Source organism: Streptomyces sp. MST-110588, from assembly GCF_022695595.1.
GTDB lineage: Bacteria > Actinomycetota > Actinomycetes > Streptomycetales > Streptomycetaceae > Streptomyces.
Map to the genome: position 1 here is coordinate 3,940,596 of NZ_CP074380.1, position 17,925 is coordinate 3,958,520.

A 17,925-nucleotide genomic window follows, 5' to 3' on the forward strand; every position below is an offset into this window, starting at 1 on the left:
GCCCCCTCGCTCCCGACCGACCGATCGTTCGGTTCAATGGTGGGTCGCGGGAAGGCGGAGTGTCAAGCCTGTGGATAAGTCGGGTGAGGGTGTGCCCGGTGGGAAGGCGTAGGTACGGTTCCGTGGCGGTGCAAACTCGTACGGGATCTGGGGAACGGGGCTGGAATGCAGGCAAACGGGGACGAAACGCGGCCGACGGCCGCGCTCTCGCTACCCTCACGCATGGTCATAGCGGTAGCGGCCGGCGCGGTCGCGCTCGCCGTGGCGATTCATCTCGCGATGATGTTTCTGCACGTCGCGCCGCCCAACACGCTGAGCAAGCAGCACGGGGACGCGATCGGCGACTACGTCTATCCGGAGTACGAGCAGAACTGGAAGCTGTTCGCACCCAACCCGCTCCAGCAGAACATCGCGGTCCAGGCCCGTGCCGTGGTCAGGGACCGGGACGGACGTACGCGGACGACCGGCTGGACCGACCTGACCGCCCAGGACGGCCGGGCGATCCACCACAACCCCGTCCCCAGCCACACCCAGCAGAACCAGCTCCGCCGCGCCTGGGAGTTCCTCGTCAACGCCCATGACACCCAGAACCGCCCCAACGGGCTGCGCGGAGAGCTGTCCGAGCGCTATGTACGGCGCATCGTGATGGCCCGCGCCGGCAAGGAGTGGGCGGCCGGCGGGCGCACCGAGCAGATCCAGGTGCGCTCCGAGACCACGGCCGTCGGCGCGCCCCCGTGGAGCAACGAGAAGATCAGCCGCACGCCCGTGTACCGCGTACTGCCCTGGTGGCAGGTCACCGCCGACGACCTGCCCAAGGGGGCGACGAACCAGTGACACCGAAGACGGCCACCACCGAGGAGACGCGCGTCGAGCGCCTGATCGGCCGCGGTTTCGCCCGCGTCACCGGCAGCGCGCTGGCCCCGTACCAGACCGCCGTGATCCGTATCGGCTTCGCGGCCACCTGGTTCCTCTTCCTCCTGCGGGAATGGCCCAACCGCCTCTCGCTCTACGGTCCGGACGGCCCGTGGAGCCTGGACATGGCCCGCCGGCTCCTCGCCAACAACCACGCCTTCTCGGTCCTGACCTGGTCCGACGGCCGCGGCTGGTTCGAATTCGTCTACGCCGCCGCCCTCGTCTCCAGCGCGCTGCTCATGCTCGGCTGGCGCACCCGCACCATGTCCGTACTGTTCATGATCGGTGTGCTCTCGCTGCAGAACCGCAGCGTGTTCGTCGGTGACGGCGGTGACAACGTCATCCACCTGATGTCGATCTACCTGGTCCTGACCCGCTGCGGCCAGGTGTGGTCGCTGGACGCCCGCCGCGCGAAGCGGGCCGCTCGGCGTGCGGAGGCACGGCGGGCGGGCGACCAGGAGGCGGACGAACGGCGGGCGGGCGACCAGCAGGCCGTCGCGCGGCCCGGCACCGGTCCTGACCTGCCCGGCATCATCCTGTGGTCGGTCCTCGGCCTGGCCCTGGCCGTCGCCCAGTCGCTCGGCGTGTACGGGCTCACCTGGTTCGAGCACGGCCCCTTCCCGCAGATGGGCTGGGCGCTGGCCCTATGGGGACTGTGGCTCATACATGGGGTGTGGTGGGCGGTACGGCGGTACGCGCCGGGCGAGCCGCGCACCGTACTGGACGCCCTGGCCAAACTCGCGCACAACGGTGCGCTGCTGGTGATCGTCTGCGAGGTCTGCCTGATCTACGCCACCGCCGGCTGGTACAAGATCCAGGGGTCGCGCTGGCAGGACGGCACTGCGGTCTTCTACCCGATGCACCTGAACTACTTCTCGCCCTGGCCCGAACTCTCCCAGGCACTGGGTGACAACGGCCTGCTGATCATGCTGATCAGTTACGGCACCGTGGCCGTACAGGTCGCCTTCCCCTTCACCCTCTTCAACCGCCGGCTCAAGAACGTCCTGCTCGTCGTGATGATCTGCGAGCACCTCTCGATCGCGTTCCTGCTCGGGCTGCCGTTCTTCTCGCTGGCGATGGTCGCCGCGGACGCGGTCTTCCTGCCGACCAACTTCCTGAAGTGGCTCGCCGCCCGGATCTCGGCCGTACGCGACCGGCTGCTGAACCGGGGCCGGGACCGGGGCCTGCCGGTGGACCCGGCGCCCGCCCTATCAGACCCGGCGCCCGCCCTCTCGGACGTGGCGGCCACCGCGCAAGGCAGCGGCGGCGGTGGTGGTGGCGGCCTTCCCGGCGTCCGCTCCACGCCGTACGGCCTACCGGCACAGCCCGGACAGTCCGGACAGCACGCGCCGGCCGAGCCGACGGGCTCCCCGGCCCCCACCGCCCCGCACGGACCGGCGGCCCCTCGGACCGGTGAGGCGGCGATCGGGACGGCGGTGGAAGCAGCAGTAGAAGCAGCAGTGGGAACAGTGGTGGAAACAGCGGTCGGGACGCCGGTTGAGATAGTGGAGGCATGAGTGACAGTGGCGCGTGGGATGTTCTGGTGCGGCAGTGGCGTGCGAGCGCCGAGGACCCGGCCTCGGTCCTCCTGGACGGCTTCCACGCGCTGAAGCACGCACTGCGCTTCGGCGGCGACGTACGGCATGTCGTCACCGACGACAAGGCCGCTGCGCTGGCCCTGGCGGCGGAACTGGCCGAGGACGTCCACGACGCCCTGGACGCCTCGGCCGTGCAGGTCCCCACACGGGTCATGCGCTCGCTCGTGCCCAAGCCGCACCCCACCGGCGTCGCGGCCCTGGCCGTACGTCCCGATGCCGGGGCGACCACCGCGCGGCTGCGGCGGACCCCTCGGCGCTCGCCCGTCGTCCTGCTGGAGAACCCGCGGAACCTGGGCAATATCGGTGCGGTCGTACGGCTCGCGGCGGGATTCGGGGCGACGGGCGTGGTCACCACGGGCAGCCTGGACCCCTGGCACCCGAACGCGGTACGCGGCAGCGCCGGCCTCCACTTCGCCGGCGCCGTACAGCGGCTCACCCTGGAGGAACTGCCGCCCGGCCCGGTGTACGCCCTGGACCCCGAAGGTACGGACATCCGTTCCCTGGTCCTGCCCGACGACGCCGTGCTGGCGTTCGGCTCCGAGCGGCAGGGGATCTCCCCCCAGTTGCGCGAGCGCGCGACCGCGTTGGTCGCGGTGCCGATGCAGCCACGCGTCTCCAGCTTCAACCTGGCCACGAGCGTCGCCATGGGACTGTTCCACTGGATGTCCCACAGCCCGTCGACCGGCCCGGTCGGCCAGACCGGCCTGTCCGGCCGGCCCGAGCAGGTCGGACAGCCCGAGCGGGCGGGCCGGCCCGTCCCGGACGACCTCTCCGGCCTCGGCGGCCTGACCGATCTGCCGGCCTGACCGATCTGCCGGTCTGACCAGTCAGTCGGCGTGACCGATCTGCCGGAGTGACCGGTCAGCCGTCCTCCGGACAGAAAGACCGGAAAGCACCTTCCTGACTTCCTGTCCGGAGAACGGCACTCCTCTGGACGGCCGGGCTTCTCAGGCCGGCCTGCGCACCTCCACCGTCCTGAAGCGGTTCGCCACGAACGCGCCGTCGCACAGCGCCGCGTTGGCCGCCGGATTGCCGCCCGAACCGTGGAAGTCGGAGAAGGCGGCGGTCTGGTTCACATAGACACCGCCCGTCAGGTTGAGCGAGAGCTGCGCGCACTCCTCCAGGCACGCCTCCTCGACCAGCTTCTCCACCTCCTCGGAGGTGGTGTACGCGCCGACGGTCATCGCGCCCTTCTCCCGGGTCGTTCGCCGCAGCAGGTCCACCGCGTCCGCCGCGGAATCCATGGCCACCGCGAAGGACACCGGCCCGAAGCACTCCGTCAGATACGGTGCGTCGGTGCCCGCGCCCTCCCAGAGCTTGCGCGCGCCGTCCAGCTTGACGATCACGGGCGTACGGACCGTGGCGTCGGGGAAGTCGGGGTTGGCGACCTCCCGCGAGGGCAGGGCCACCTCGCCCAGCCCCGGCGCCGCCTCCAGCCGCTCCTTGACCTGCGGATTGACGATGGCACCCAGCAGGGCGTTGGCCCGCGCGTCGTCCCCCAACAGCCCGTCGACCGCGGCGGCCAGGTCGCTGACGACCTCGTCGTAGGTCTTGGGGCCGGCGTCCGTACCGATGCCGTCCCGGGGGATGAGCAGGTTCTGCGGCGTGGTGCACATCTGGCCGCTGTAGAGGGACAGGGAGAAGGCCAGGTTGGAGAGCATGCCCTTGTAGTCGTCCGTCGAGTCGATGACGACGGTGTTGACCCCGGCCTTCTCCGTGTAGACCTCGGCCTGGCGGGCGTTGGCCTCCAGCCAGTCGCCGAAGGCCGTGGAGCCCGTGTAGTCGATGACGCGGATCTCGGGCCGTACGGCCAGGGTCTTGGCCAGGCCCTCGTCGGGCCGGTCGACGGCCAGGCACACCAGGTTGGGGTCGAAGCCGGCCTCGCCCAGCACCTCGCGGGCCACCCGTACGGTCAGCGCCAGCGGCAGTACGGCGCGCGGGTGCGGCTTGACCAGCACCGGGTTGCCGGTGGCCAGGGACGCGAACAGGCCCGGGTAGCCGTTCCACGTGGGGAAGGTGTTGCAGCCGATCACCAGGGCGACGCCACGCGGGACGGGCTTGAACTCCTTGTCCAGTTGGAGCGGGTCCCGCTTGCCCTGGGGCTTGGACCACGAAGCCTTGTCGGGGGTGCGGGTCTGCTCGGCGTAGGCGTACGCGACCGCCTCCAGGCCGCGGTCCTGGGCGTGCGGCCCGCCGGCCTGGAAGGCCATCATGAACGCCTGGCCGCTGGTGTGCATCACGGCCTGCGCGAACTCATGGGTACGGGCGCTGATCCGGGCCAGGATCTCCAGGCAGACCGCGGCGCGGACCAGGGCGCCGGCGTCCCGCCACGCGGGGATCGCCGCGCGCATCGCGGGCAGCAGGACGTCCACGTCCGGATGCGGGTAGGTGATGCCCAACTCCGGCCCGTAGGGCGAGACCTCGGAGCCCGTCCAGTCGTCGGTGCCGGGCTGGTCGAGCTCGAAGCGCCGGCCGCGCAGCGCCTCGAATGCGGCCTGGCCGTCCGGTGCCGCGTTCTCCCCGTACGCCTTGGGGTGCTCGGGGTGCGGCGACCAGTACGCGCGGGTGCGGATCGCTTCCAGCGCCTGGTCGAGGGTCGGGCGGTGCTTCTCGGTCAACTGCGCGGCGGTTGATTCGGCGGCCATTGATGACCAACTCCTCGTCGTGCTGGGCCGGTACACGGTCGGTGACCGGGGACGGGAACAGGGGCGGCGGCTGGGGCCGGCTGAACTTGCGGCGGAGTCGTGACGGGACCGCGGCACGGGCGCGCTGCGGGCGGAACGGGGTCTGGGACGGGAACGGCAACGCAGCTAGAGTAACCGAACGATCGGTCGGGGCAAGGGGCTCTCGCGAACCTGTGGACAACTTTTGAAAAGCCCCTGCGAGCGGCCTGGAAGCCCGTCGGGGCGAGGCTTGGACGGGCAGCCCGGACCGCCCGAAGCGCGAGCTCGGAAGCACAAGACGGACCACCACAAGCACCAGGGACGAAACAGGAAGGCGGCCTGATGACAGTCATCGCGCCGAGCAGCACCGTCGCCGTGGTCGGCACCGGCACCATGGGCCAGGGCATCGCCCAGGTCGCCCTGGTCGCGGGCCACCGCGTCACGCTCTACGACGCCGCCCCGGGCCGGGCGGAGCAGGCCGCGACCGCGATCGCCGCGCGCCTGGGCCGACTGGTCGACAAGGGCCGGCTCGCCGCCGCGGACCGTGACGCTGCCCGGGCCCGCCTGACCCCCGCCACCGGCCTCGCGGACCTGGCCGGCGCGGCGCTCGTCATCGAGGCGATCGTGGAGGAACTGACCGCCAAGCAGGAACTGTTCCATGCCCTGGAGGACGTCGTCGGTGAAGACTGTCTGCTGGCCACCAACACCTCCTCCCTGTCGGTGACCGCCGTCGCCGGTGCCCTGCGCCACCCGGGCCGCTTCGTGGGCCTGCACTTCTTCAACCCCGCGCCGCTGCTCCCCCTCGTCGAGGTCGTCAGCGGTTTCGCGACGGACCCGGCGGCGGCCACCACCGCGTACGAGACAGCCGCGGCCTGGGGGAAGACGCCCGTACGGAGCGCCGACACTCCGGGCTTCATCGTCAACCGCATCGCCCGCCCCTTCTACGCCGAGGCCCTGCGCCTGTACGAGGAGCGGGCCGCCGACCCCGCCACCATCGACGCGGTGCTGCGCGAGTCCGCCGGCTTCCGTATGGGTCCGTTCGAGTTGACGGACCTCATCGGCCAGGATGTGAACGAGGCCGTCACGCGCTCGGTGTGGGAGGGGTTCTTCCGGGATCCGAAGTTCACGCCGTCGCTCGCACAGCGGCACCTCGTGGCGGCCGGGCTGCTGGGCCGCAAGTCGGGGCGGGGCTGGTACGACTATGCGGAGGGTGCGGCCGAACAGCTCCCGCACACGGCGGAGCGCTGCCCGGCGCCGGAGTCGGTGGCGGTGCACGCGAAGCTCGCCGGGCCTTCCGCGGTTCTGCGGGAGCTGATCGACGAGGCCGGCATCAAGGTCACCCGGGATCGCACGCCGGCTGAGCATGAGGGCTTCATCCGGCTGCCGGGCGGTGCGCGCCTGGCCCTGACCGACGGCTATCCCGCCACGGGCGACACGTCCGGACCGGCCATCCGCTTCGACCTGGCGCTGGACTACCGGGCCGCGACCCGCATCGCCCTGGCGCCCGGTGCGGAGGCGTCGCCCGGGGACGTGAGGGAGGCGGTGGGCCTCTTCCAGGCGCTCGGCAAGGAAGTCAGCGTCATCGACGACGTACCGGGCATGATCGTCGCCCGTACGGTCGCGATGATCGTGGATTTCGCCGTGGACGCCGAGGCCCGGGGCATCGCGAGCCGCGCGGACATCGACACGGCCATGCGCCTGGGCGTGAACTACCCCGGCGGCCCCTTCGAGTGGGCCGAGAACGTGGGCCGCTACTGGGTGTGGGACCTGCTGGACACCATGCACCACCAGTACGCGAACGGGCGCTACGGACCGTCCTGGGCCCTGCGGCGCAGTTTGAAGCTGAACCACTAGATGCTCTAATCATGACCATGGCCAAGCGCGACACCTATACGCCCGATTCGCTGCTCGCGGTCGCCGTCGAGGTGTTCAACGAGCGCGGTTACGACGGCACGTCCATGGAGCACCTCTCCAAGGCGGCCGGTATTTCGAAGTCCTCCATCTACCACCACGTGCGCAGTAAGGAAGAGCTGCTGCACCGTGCCATAAGCCGGGCACTGGACGGACTCTTCGGGGTCCTCCAGGAGCCCGGCGCGCAAGAGGGGCGGGCGATCGACCGGCTGGAGTATGTGGCCAGGCGCGAGGCCGAGGTGCTCATGGACGAACTTCCCTATGTGACCCTGCTGTTGCGCGTACGGGGCAACACGGACACCGAGCGCTGGGCCATGGAGCGCCGGCGGGAGTTCGACCACCAGGTGGCCGAGCTGCTCAAGCAGGCCGCCGCCGACGGTGACCTGCGGCCGGATGTGGACGTACGGCTGGCGACCCGGCTGCTCTTCGGCATGATCAATTCGATCGCGGAGTGGTACCGGCCGGGGCGCGGTGGCGCGGCGAGCCGGGAGGAGGTCGCCGAGGCCGTGGTCCGTACGGCCTTCGCGGGTCTGCGCAACTGAGGCGGACCCGCCCCCCTCACCCGGGGCACGGGTCGAGGGCAGGCCCCTGCGCCGTCACTGCACCTCGGAGCCGATGTCGGACTCCTCGAAGACCAGTAACGTGCGGGTGCTGAGCACTTCCGGGATCGACTGGATACGGGTGAGGACCAGCTCCCGCAGTTCGCGGGTGTCTTTGGTGTGGACCAGCAGCAGGACGTCGAAGTCACCGCTGACCAGGGCGATGTGCGCGGCTCCGGGGAGGGCCTTGAGCTGGTCGCGCACCGTACGCCAGGTGTTCTGCACGATCTTGAGCGTGATGTAGGCGGACGCGCTCTGCCCGGCCCGTTCCTGGTCGATCCGCGCGGTGAACCCACGGATCACGCCGTCGTCGATCAGCCGGTTGATGCGGGCGTAGGCGTTGGCGCGCGAGACGTGTACCCGCTCGGCGACGGAGCGTATCGACGCCCGGCCGTCGGTCCGCAGCATGGCCAGAATCGCCCGGTCGATGGTGTCCAGCGGGCGTACCGGCGGGCGCCCCCCGGAGCTGGCCATCTGTTCGTCCGCCATACCGCCCCGCCTCCCCTTCATGGACGCTCTGTACTCATCTCAGGCTGTGGAGAACCGTTTGTCCACAGCCCGACCCTGCCTGTAGCCAAAATGTGCTGGCGACCGAACAATCGGTAGGGAGAGCACACCCGCTCCCGCCTTACGCATCATTCCCGCCTGTCGCCCGCCACCACCCCATATGCGGCGCTTCGCGCCACCCCTTCATCCGAGGAGGTGCTCGTCATGACGGTCCTTGAACAGTCCGGCAGCAGCAGGGACTTCGGCCACAGGAACACGGAGCAATGGCCCGCCCCGCCGCCCGCCTGGCGGCCTCGTGTCGACCCCGCCCCCCTCCTCCCCGGCGCGGAGCCCCGGCGCGTGCTGGGGACGGACGCCGCGGGGCGCCTGGACGCCGCATTCCTGACCGATCTGTACGAGCGGCTGGTGCGCGGGCGCCGTTACAACACGCAGGCCACGGCGCTGACCCGGCAGGGACGGCTCGCCGTCTACCCGTCCTCCACCGGCCAGGAGGCGTGCCAGATCGCCGCCGCGCTGGCCCTGAAGGAGCAGGACTGGCTCTTCCCCAGTTACCGCGACACGCTGGCCGCCGTCGCCCGCGGGCTGGACCCCGTACAGGCCCTGACGCTGCTGCGGGGCGACTGGCACACGGGGTACGACCCGCACGAGCACCGCATCGCACCGCTGTGCACGCCCCTGGCCACCCAGCTCCCGCACGCGGTGGGACTGGCGCACGCCGCGCGCCTGAAGGGCGATGACGTCGTGGCGCTCGCGCTGGTCGGTGACGGCGGCACCAGCGAGGGCGACTTCCACGAGGCGCTGAACTTCGCCGCCGTATGGCAGGCGCCGGTGGTCTTCCTCGTCCAGAACAACGGCTTTGCGATCTCCGTGCCGCTGGAGAAGCAGAGCGCGGCGCCGTCCCTGGCCCACAAGGCGGTCGGGTACGGCATGCCGGGCCACCTGGTGGACGGCAACGACGCGCCCGCGGTGCACGAGGTGCTCACCGAAGCCGTCGAGCGGGCGCGCCGGGGCGGGGGCCCGACGCTCGTGGAGGCCATCACCTACCGCATCGAGGCGCACACCAACGCCGACGACGCCACCCGCTACCGCACGGACAGCGCGGTCCAGGAGTGGCGGGCGCACGACCCGATATCCCTGGTCGAGCGCGAGTTGGAGGCGCGCGGGCTGTTGACGCAGAAGTTCACCGGGGCCGTCCGCGAGGGCGCCGAGGAGATGGCGGCGGACCTGCGGGCCCGTATGAACCAGGACCCGGTCCTGGACCCGATGGACCTCTTCACACATGTGTACGCCGAGCAGACCAGTCAGCTACGGGAACAGGCGGCGCGGTTGCGGGCGGAACTGGAAGCCGAGACGAACGCCGCACCGCACGGCGAACCGAACGCCGAGGGGACAGCACAGGAGGACCGGCCATGACGCCGACCGTGGTGGAGACCGGACGCAAGCCCGCCAGCATGGCCCAGGCCCTGAACAGGGCACTGCGCGATGCCATGGCCGAGGATCCGTCCGTCCATGTGATGGGCGAGGACGTGGGCGCGCTGGGCGGCGTGTTCCGGATCACCGACGGGCTCACCGAGGAGTTCGGCGAGGACCGCTGCCGCGACACCCCGCTCGCCGAGGCCGGCATCCTCGGTACGGCCGTCGGCATGGCCATGTACGGGCTGCGGCCCGTCGTGGAGATGCAGTTCGACGCCTTCGCCTACCCGGCCTTCGAGCAGTTGATCAGCCACGTCGCGCGGATGCGCAACCGCACCCGGGGCGCGATGCCGCTGCCGCTGACCATCCGCGTGCCCTACGGCGGCGGGATCGGCGGCGTGGAGCACCACAGCGACTCCTCCGAGGCGTACTACCTGGCGACCCCGGGTCTCCACGTCCTGACCCCGGCCACGGTCGCCGACGCGTACGGGATGCTGCGCGCGGCGATCGCCTCCGACGACCCGGTGGTCTTCCTCGAACCCAAGCGCCTGTACTGGGCGAAGGACGACTGGTCTCCTGAGAACCCCACGCCGGTCGCCCCCATAGGGCGCGCCGAGATCCGGCGCCCCGGCCGCAGCGCCACGCTCATCACGTACGGGCCCTCGGTCCCGGTGTGCCTGGAGGCCGCCGAGGCCGCCACGGCGGAAGGCTGGGACCTGGAAGTCCTGGACCTGCGTTCGCTGATGCCCTTCGACGACGAGACGGTGTGCGCGGCCGTACGGCGCACCGGACGGGCGGTGGTGGTGCACGAGGCGAACGGCTTCGGCGGCCCCGGCGGCGAGATCGCCGCCCGGATCACGGAGCGCTGCTTCCACCACCTGGAGGCGCCCGTACTGAGGGTGGCGGGTCTGGACATCCCGTATCCGCCGCCGATGCTGGAGCGGCACCACCTGCCGGGTGTGGACCGCATCCTGGACACCGTCGCCCGGCTCCAGTGGGAGGCGGGCTGGACCGAGGGGAGCGGGGACTGATGGCCGAAGTGCGGGAATTCGCCCTTCCCGACCTGGGCGAAGGGCTCACCGAGGCGACGATCGTCCGGTGGCTGGTCGAGGTCGGCGAGGTCGTGGACGTCGACCAGACCGTGGTCGAGGTCGAGACGGCCAAGGCGCTGGTGGACGTGCCGTGCCCGTACGGGGGCGTGGTCACCGCCCGGATGGGCGAGGAGGGCGCCGAACTGCCGGTTGGTGCACCGCTGTTGACGGTCGCGATCGGGTCGGAAGCGGCGCGGGAAGCGGCAGCGGGAGCCGGGGGCGGCACGTCGCCCGGGGCACCGGTGGGCGCGTCGGTGGATGCGTCGGCGGGCATGTCGGCGGGGGATGTGCCCGGGACATCCGGTACGGGTTCCGCGGCTCCCGGTAAGGCCCGTAAACCCGTCGCCGGTGGCAGCGGGGATGCCGGGGGCGACCGGGATGCCGGGGGCGATCCGGACGGCGGGTCGGGCAATGTGCTCGTCGGGTACGGGACCCGGGCCCCGGCCGCGCGTCGCCGGCGGATCCGTCCCCAGGCGGGCGGCGCGGCTGCGGGAAGCGTGACCGAGAAAGCGGGCGGGTCCCGGCGCCGGAACGGACCCGACCGGACAAGTGGTGAGCGGACCAGTGGTGAGCGGACCGAGGTGCCGGCTCCTGCGGGGGCGGTGCCGGTCATATCCCCCCTCGTACGGCGGCTGGCGCGCGAACACGGCCTGGACCTGCGGGAGGTGACCGGCTCGGGAGCCGATGGGCTGATCCTGCGTACGGACGTCGAGCGGGCGGTCCGTATGAAGGAACGCCAGCAGCAGGAGGCGCGGGCCGGGGCGGCCTCCGGGGCGGGCGAGCGGATACCGCTGCGGGGCATGCGCGGTGCCGCGGCGGAGAAGTTCCGCCGCAGCCGTCAGGAGATCCCCGACGCGACCTGCTGGGTCGACGCCGACGCGACCGAACTGCTCGCCGCCCGATCGGCGATGAACGTTCCCGGTGCGCCCAAGGTGTCCGTTCTGGCGCTCATGGGACGCATCGTGACGGCCGCGCTCGCACGGTTCCCCGCGCTCAACTCCACCGTCGACACCGAGCGCAACGAGATCGTACGGCTGCCCGCCGTGCACCTGGGATTCGCGGCGCAGACCGAGCGCGGACTGGTGGTGCCGGTGGTCAGGGACGCCCATGCCCGTACGGCCGAGGAGCTGTCCGCCGAGATGGCCCGGCTCACCGAGTCGGCCCGGGCCGGCACGCTCACCCTCGCCGACCTCACGCACGGCACGTTCACCGTCAACAACTATGGGGTCTTCGGCGTGGACGGTTCCACGCCGATCATCAACCACCCCGAAGCGGCGATGCTCGGTGTGGGGCGAATAACACCCAAGCCATGGGTCCATGAGGGCGAGTTGGCGGTCCGGCAGGTCGTACAGCTCTCGCTCACCTTCGACCACCGGGTGTGCGACGGCGGTACGGCGGGCGGGTTCCTGCGGTTCGTCGCGGACTGTGTGGAGCGGCCCGCCCGGCTGCTGCGGACGCTGTGAGTCCGGTGTGGCCGCCGTCCCCGCCGTCTCCGCCGCCCCTGCCGTCCGCGCGGCTTCGGCGGTGATACTCGTGGGGTGAGCGACCACACCGACGACAGCCACGGTGCCTCTGTCCGGGGCGATGGGTACGGGTCCACGTACGGGTACGGGTCCGCGTACGGCCACGGGCACGGGCACCGGTACGCGTACGACGCCGTTGTGCTGGCCGGGGGCGCGGCCAGGCGGCTCGGCGGGGCGGACAAGCCCGCCCTGTCGGTCGGGGGACGTTCGCTCCTGGACCGGGTGCTGGGCGCCTGTCCCGACGCGGCGGCCACCGTCGTGGTGGGGCCCCGGCGTCCCACCGGCCGCGCGGTCCTATGGACCGTCGAGGACCCGCCGGGCGGGGGCCCGCTCGCCGGGCTGGAGGCGGGCCTTCGGCACACCACCGCTCCGGCCGTGCTCGTCCTGTCCGCCGACCTTCCCTTCCTCACCGCCGCGACCGTACGGGCCCTGCTGGAGGCCACGGCGGGAGCGGAGATCACGGAGGGCGGGGAGGCCACGGAGGGCGGGGAGGCCGTGGCGGGAGGGGAGCCGGAGGCGGACGACGCAGGCGGGGGCCGCGGGGGACGACCGGTCGACGGTGCGGTGCTGCGGGACGCCCAGGGGCGTGATCAGCCGCTGGTGGCCGTGTACCGGGCAGCCGCTCTGCGCCGCGAGTTGGCGGGGCTGCGCGCCGAACGCGGCGCCCTCGGCGGGCTGCCGTTGCGGGCGCTGCTGGGCCGACTGGCGCTCCGGAGGGTCCAGGACCGTACGGCCGCGGCGTCCTTCGACTGCGACACCTGGGAGGACCTCAGCGCGGCGCGCGCCCGTATCAGGGAGCATGGGAGCGTGTTGGACGAATGGATCACAGCAGCCAAAGCCGAACTGGGCATCGAACTCGATGTCGACACGGCGGCACTCCTCGATCTCGCGCGGGACGCGGCACACGGCGTGGCCCGCCCGGCCGCGCCGCTGACGACCTTCCTGGTCGGTTACGCCGCCGCCCAGCAGGGGCGGGACGTGGCGGAGCTGGCCGGCAGGGTGGCGGAGCTGGCCAACCGCTGGTCCGCGGAGACAGCCGGAACCACCGGTAGCGGGGCGGCCGGGGGAACGGGCCGGAAGCGAAGCGTACGGAATGAGCGACGCGGAGTTCGACGACGCCCTGGCGCTGGCCAACAGCCACAGCGAGCCGGCGCGTCCCGGGCCTGGGCCCGCCGGCACCGGTTCCGGGGCCGCGTCCGGGGCCGCGTCCGGGCCCGGGCCCATGTCCGGTTCCGGCCCTGCCTCCGAGTCTGACGGCGGCACCGGTGCTGGTCCGGGCCCCGGCGCCGACGCCGGTAGCGGCACCGGCACCGGCCCCGGCCCCGGTCATAAGAAGGCGCCGGAACCGTTCTTCTTCGAGCAGGTCTACGACATCGAGGCGGAGACCGGTATCGACGCCTATCAGGCCGAGCAGTACGAAGACGAGCCGTATGAGGACACCTCGTACGACGAAGGGACGGAGGCGGCCCTCCCGTACGACCCCTCGGCCTACGACACGGAGGTGTGCGGCGGCGAGCCGTCCGGGGCCGGATCCGTGCCGCCCGGTGGCCCCGACACGTACCCCACCGAGCCCATCCAGCTCTACGGCACCGGACGGCGCCGCAGCCGGCCGACTCCGTTGTTCGACTACGAGCAGCCCGACCCCCCGCCGGGCGAAAAGAGCCGGGCCGCCCCCGGCCGTACCGCGTCCGGCCATGCCCCGGCAGGCCGCATTCCGTCCGGCCAGACCCCGCCCAGCCCCCAAACGCCCGCCCCAGCGGCCCATACCCCAGCGGCCCATACCCCAGCGGCTCATACCGCAGCGGCTCACGCCCCAACCGCGCCCACCCACTGGCAGACCGCCCGTACCGTCGCCGGGCAGGTGGCCCGCGGCCCCCTGGAGGTGGTCACCTCCCCGCTCGTCGAGGCTCTTGGCCGTACGCTCGCCGTACCGCTCACCGCCCTCACCGACCTGCCGTCCTTCGACACCTCCGCCATGGACGGCTGGGCGGTCTCCGGACCGGGCCCCTGGCGCATCACCACCCATATGACCGCCGATGGCGAGGCCGAACACGACGCCGAACCCGGCAACGAGCAACCCGCCAACGAGCAAAACGGCCAGCCCGGCGACGGCCAGGCCGACGACGAGCGACACGACGACGAGCGGTACGACGAAGACCTCCGCCAACTGGGCATCCTCGCCGGTCACGCCCAAAAGGGCGCGCTACGCGACGGTCACGCCGTCCCCATCGCCACCGGCGCCCGTATCCCCCTCGGCGCCACCGCCGTACTGCGCAGCGAGTACGGCGAGGTCCGCGACCTGGGCCCGGCCGGCTCCCGGCTGTACGCGCCGGCCCCCGCGCCCCCCGGCCAGGACATCCGCCCGCGCGGCCAGGAGTGCCGACGCGGCGACCAACTCCTGCCCGCCGGCGCCCTGGTGACCCCGGCCGTCGTGGGCCTGGCCGCCGCCGCCGGGTACGACCTCCTGGACACCTACCGCCGCCCGCGCGTGGAGGTGCTCGTCCTGGGTGACGAGTTGCTGCACGAGGGTCTGCCGTACGACGGGCGGATCCGTGACGCGCTCGGCCCGATGCTGGGCCCCTGGCTGCTCACCCTGGGCGCCGAGACCGCCCCTCCGCGCCATCTCGGCGACGACGCGGAGGTGCTGTGCCACGCCCTCACCGACTCCACCGCCGATCTGGTGATCACCACCGGCGGTACGGCCTCCGGGCCCGTCGACCACGTCCACTCCACGCTGCGCCGCCTGGAGGCGGAGATCCTGGTGGACGGTGTCGCGGTACGCCCCGGCCACCCCATGCTGCTCGCCCGCCTCGCCCCGCGCCGTCACCTCGTCGGCCTGCCCGGCAACCCGCTGGCCGCCGTCTCCGGCCTGCTGACCCTGGCCGAACCGCTGCTGCACACGCTCGCGGCCCGGCCGCGGCAGGAGCCGTGTACGGCGCCGCTCACCGACGCCGTACAAGGCCATCCCCACGACACCCGGCTGGTTCCGGTGGCCTATCAGGAGGACGGCGAGGAAGCCGTCATGGCGGCTCCGCTGCACTTCAGCGGGCCCGCCATGCTCCGTGGCATCGCCGGCGCGGACGCCCTGGCCGTCGTTCCGCCCGGCGGGGCGCAGCGCGGCGAGGAGGTCGAGCTGCTGGAACTCCCCTGGTCCACGAGCTGGCCCGGCTTCGCCCCGTACGGCCCGTACGCCACCCCGTCCGCCTCACCTGCCGCCTCCGCCTCCCCGGCCTCCGCCCCTCCCGCCGCCGGAGGCGCCGAGTGATGCTGCCCACGCAGGACGCGGCGGCCCGCGAGGCACCCGAGAGCCGGTCCCACCACGTGCTCCTGCCGCGCCGCGCGCCGGCCGCCCCACTGCGCCAGGTGGTCCGCCGCATCCTGATGGCCCTGCTGGTCCTGGCCGTGACCGTACTGATCGTCTGGATCGACCGCGACGAGTACCACGACAACGCCGACGGCTCGGTGGACTTCCTGGACTGCGTCTACTACGCCACCGTCACGCTCTCCACCACCGGTTACGGTGACATCGTCCCGTACGGCGACAACGCCCGGCTGCTGAACATCCTGCTGATCACGCCGCTGCGTATCCTTTTCCTGATCATCCTGGTCGGCACCACTCTTGAGGTCCTCACCGAGCGCACCCGCGAGCAGTTGCGACTGAACCGCTGGAGAAACGCCTTGCGCGATCACACCGTCGTCATCGGCTTCGGCACCAAGGGGCGTTCGGCCGTCCAGACGCTGCGCGCCACCGGCCTGACGCGCGAGCGCATCGTCATCGTCGACCCGAACCCCAAGGTGATCGAGTCGGCCGTCGCCGAGGGGCTCGCGGGGGTGGTCGGCGACGCCACCCGCAGTGACGTACTCGTACGGGCCGAGATCCAGCGGGCCGCCCAGATCGTCATCGCCACCCAGCGGGACGACACCGCCGTACTGGTCACGTTGACGGCGCGTCAGCTCAACAAGAAGGCCAATATCGTCGCGGCCGTACGGGAGGAGGAGAACGCGCCGTTGCTGCGCCAGTCCGGCGCCGACGCCGTGATCACCTCCGCCAGCGCCGCCGGCCGGCTGCTCGGCCTGTCGGTGCACAGCCCCAGCGCCGGTACGGTCATAGAGGACCTGATCCAGCAGGGCAGCGGCCTGGACCTGGTGGAACGGCCCGTGGTGAAGGCCGAGGTGGGCAAGTCGGTCCGGGAGACCGACGACCTGGTCGTCTCGGTGCTGCGCGGGCACCGCCTCCTGGGGTACGACGATCCCGCGGCGAGCCCACTCCAGCCCGCCGACCGCCTGATCACCATCGTCCGCGCCGCTCCAGGGGCCGACGGTTACGGACCGGCCGCCCGGCAGGGCACCGCCTCCGGCCGGTCCTCGCTCCCGGGCGGCGTCTCGCCCATGACCCCGGCACGCCGTACGGACGACTGAGCCCAGGAGGACGGAACCGGTACGAGCCGAGCGAGGCCGGACGACTCAGCCCGGACGAGCCGGCCGGGACGGGGCAACCGGAACGGGTCAACCGCTACAGGGCAACCGGTGCGGGTCAGCCGTGACGAGTCAGCCGGGACAGGTCAACCGAGCTGAGACCACCGGGACGGCCGGAGTCCCCGGTGGCGGTCCGCCTCGTAGTACGGCCGACCGGTGACGAGTAGCCTCGCGGTCATGCGAGCGATCACCATCCCCGAGCCCGGCGGTCCCGATGCCCTCGTATGGGCGGAGGTGCCCGATCCGCAGCCCGCCGAGGGCGAGGTCCTGATCGAGGTCGCGGCGACGGCCGTGAACCGCGCGGACCTCCTCCAGCGCCAGGGTTTCTACGACCCGCCGCCCGGCGCCTCCCCCTATCCCGGCCTGGAGTGCTCCGGCCGGATCGTCGCCGTCGGCCCCGGCGTCGGGAGTCTTCCCGGGCCGGAGGGTGCGGGCGGCGGCTGGTCGGTCGGTGACGAGGTCTGCGCGCTGCTGGCGGGCGGTGGCTACGCGGAGCGGGTCGCGGTGCCGGCCGGGCAGGTGATGCCCGTACCGGAAGGGCTGGACCTGGTCTCGGCCGCGGCCCTGCCGGAGGTCGTATGCACCGTCTGGTCCAACGTCTTCATGATCGCCCATTTGCGCCCCGGCGAGACGCTGCTGGCGCACGGCGGCTCCAGCGGCATCGGCACGATGGCGGTCCAGCTCGCCAAGGCGGTAGGCGCGCGGGTCGCGGTGACCGCGGGCGGCCCCGAGAAGCTGGCGCGCTGCGCCGAGCTGGGCGCGGACGTCCTCATCGACTACCGCGAGCAGGACTTCGTGGAGGAGCTGCGCAAGGCCACCGACGGCAAGGGCGCGGACGTCATCCTCGACATCATCGGAGCCAAGTACCTGGAACGGAACGTCAAGGCCCTGGCCGCCAACGGGCGACTGGCGATCATCGGCCTCCAGGGCGGTACGAAGGCGGAGCTGAACCTCGGCACGCTGCTGGCCAAGCGCGCCGCCGTCACCGCGACGTCGCTGCGCGGCCGACCGCTGGAGGAGAAGGCGGCGATCGTGGCGGCCGTACGCGAACACGTCTGGCCGCTGATCGGCAACGGGCAGGTCCGGCCGATCGTGGACCGTACGCTGCCGATCACCGAGGCCGCCGAGGCGCACCGGATCGTGGAGGCGAGCACCCACGTCGGAAAGGTCGTCCTGACGGTCTGAACGGTCTCACGGCCTGACTGTCAGGTCGGACACCTGCCCCAATAGCC

General features: G+C 72.1%; 14 protein-coding genes. 12 read left to right on the top strand and 2 right to left on the bottom strand.

Annotated elements, in window-relative coordinates; genetic code table 11:
* Window positions 1-165 precede the first annotated feature (165 nt).
* The 3 genes from KGS77_RS17315 to KGS77_RS17325 are packed head-to-tail and all read left to right on the top strand — an operon-like array spanning window position 166 to window position 3,316.
* Entirely contained in the window at window positions 166-834 is a 669-nt protein-coding gene (locus tag KGS77_RS17315; protein ID WP_242582654.1) for a DUF5819 family protein, read from the top strand.
* Window positions 831-2,429 carry an HTTM domain-containing protein gene (locus KGS77_RS17320; protein WP_242582656.1) on the top strand — a complete coding sequence of 533 codons (1,599 nt, stop codon included), beginning with the start codon at window positions 831-833 and terminating at the stop codon, window positions 2,427-2,429. Before KGS77_RS17315 ends, KGS77_RS17320 begins: the two co-directional genes overlap by 4 nt.
* Entirely contained in the window at window positions 2,426-3,316 is an 891-nt protein-coding gene (locus KGS77_RS17325) for a TrmH family RNA methyltransferase (protein WP_242582659.1), read from the top strand. Before KGS77_RS17320 ends, KGS77_RS17325 begins: the two co-directional genes overlap by 4 nt.
* Before the next feature lie 141 nt (window positions 3,317-3,457).
* Here KGS77_RS17325 and paaN read toward each other — a convergent pair whose 3' ends face one another.
* Complete coding sequence (gene paaN, locus KGS77_RS17330) at window positions 3,458-5,155, bottom strand: phenylacetic acid degradation protein PaaN (RefSeq protein ID WP_242582661.1); 1,698 nt, start codon at window positions 5,153-5,155, stop codon at window positions 3,458-3,460.
* A 360-nt stretch (window positions 5,156-5,515) separates the two neighbouring features.
* On the opposite strand from paaN, the gene KGS77_RS17335 reads away from it, so the two are divergent.
* Complete coding sequence (locus KGS77_RS17335; protein WP_242582663.1) at window positions 5,516-7,027, top strand: 3-hydroxyacyl-CoA dehydrogenase; 1,512 nt, start codon at window positions 5,516-5,518, stop codon at window positions 7,025-7,027.
* A gap of 11 nt (window positions 7,028-7,038) precedes the next feature.
* The gene (locus KGS77_RS17340) at window positions 7,039-7,626 is read left to right on the top strand and encodes a TetR/AcrR family transcriptional regulator (RefSeq protein WP_242582665.1); all 588 of its coding nucleotides are present in this window, start codon (window positions 7,039-7,041) and stop codon (window positions 7,624-7,626) included.
* A gap of 54 nt (window positions 7,627-7,680) precedes the next feature.
* On the opposite strand, the gene KGS77_RS17345 is transcribed toward KGS77_RS17340, so the two are convergent.
* Window positions 7,681-8,172 carry an Lrp/AsnC family transcriptional regulator gene (locus KGS77_RS17345; protein ID WP_242582667.1) on the bottom strand — a complete coding sequence of 164 codons (492 nt, stop codon included), beginning with the start codon at window positions 8,170-8,172 and terminating at the stop codon, window positions 7,681-7,683.
* Window positions 8,173-8,394: 222 nt separating this feature from the next.
* Between KGS77_RS17345 and pdhA the strand changes: the two genes are divergently transcribed.
* The 7 genes from pdhA (at window position 8,395) to KGS77_RS17380 (ending at window position 17,878) form a co-directional block, all read left to right on the top strand.
* Window positions 8,395-9,603: a pyruvate dehydrogenase (acetyl-transferring) E1 component subunit alpha gene (pdhA, locus tag KGS77_RS17350; protein WP_242582669.1), complete on the top strand. Its 1,209-nt coding sequence runs from the start codon at window positions 8,395-8,397 to the stop codon at window positions 9,601-9,603.
* Entirely contained in the window at window positions 9,600-10,634 is a 1,035-nt protein-coding gene (locus tag KGS77_RS17355) for an alpha-ketoacid dehydrogenase subunit beta (protein WP_242582671.1), read from the top strand. The genes pdhA and KGS77_RS17355 overlap by 4 nt, the downstream gene beginning before the upstream one ends.
* Complete coding sequence (locus tag KGS77_RS17360; protein ID WP_242582673.1) at window positions 10,634-12,157, top strand: dihydrolipoamide acetyltransferase family protein; 1,524 nt, start codon at window positions 10,634-10,636, stop codon at window positions 12,155-12,157. The genes KGS77_RS17355 and KGS77_RS17360 overlap by 1 nt, the downstream gene beginning before the upstream one ends.
* A 198-nt stretch (window positions 12,158-12,355) precedes the next feature.
* Entirely contained in the window at window positions 12,356-13,471 is a 1,116-nt protein-coding gene (locus KGS77_RS17365; RefSeq protein ID WP_242587519.1) for a DUF6457 domain-containing protein, read from the top strand.
* A gap of 457 nt (window positions 13,472-13,928) precedes the next feature.
* The gene (locus tag KGS77_RS17370; RefSeq protein ID WP_347404585.1) at window positions 13,929-15,482 is read left to right on the top strand and encodes a molybdopterin molybdotransferase MoeA; all 1,554 of its coding nucleotides are present in this window, start codon (window positions 13,929-13,931) and stop codon (window positions 15,480-15,482) included.
* Window positions 15,479-16,636, top strand: coding sequence for a potassium channel family protein (locus KGS77_RS17375; protein WP_242582675.1), 1,158 nt, complete (start codon window positions 15,479-15,481; stop codon window positions 16,634-16,636). The genes KGS77_RS17370 and KGS77_RS17375 overlap by 4 nt, the downstream gene beginning before the upstream one ends.
* 234 nt (window positions 16,637-16,870) lie before the next feature.
* A complete protein-coding gene (locus tag KGS77_RS17380; protein WP_242582678.1) occupies window positions 16,871-17,878 on the top strand; it encodes an NAD(P)H-quinone oxidoreductase in 1,008 nt (335 codons plus the stop codon).
* Window positions 17,879-17,925 lie beyond the last annotated feature (47 nt).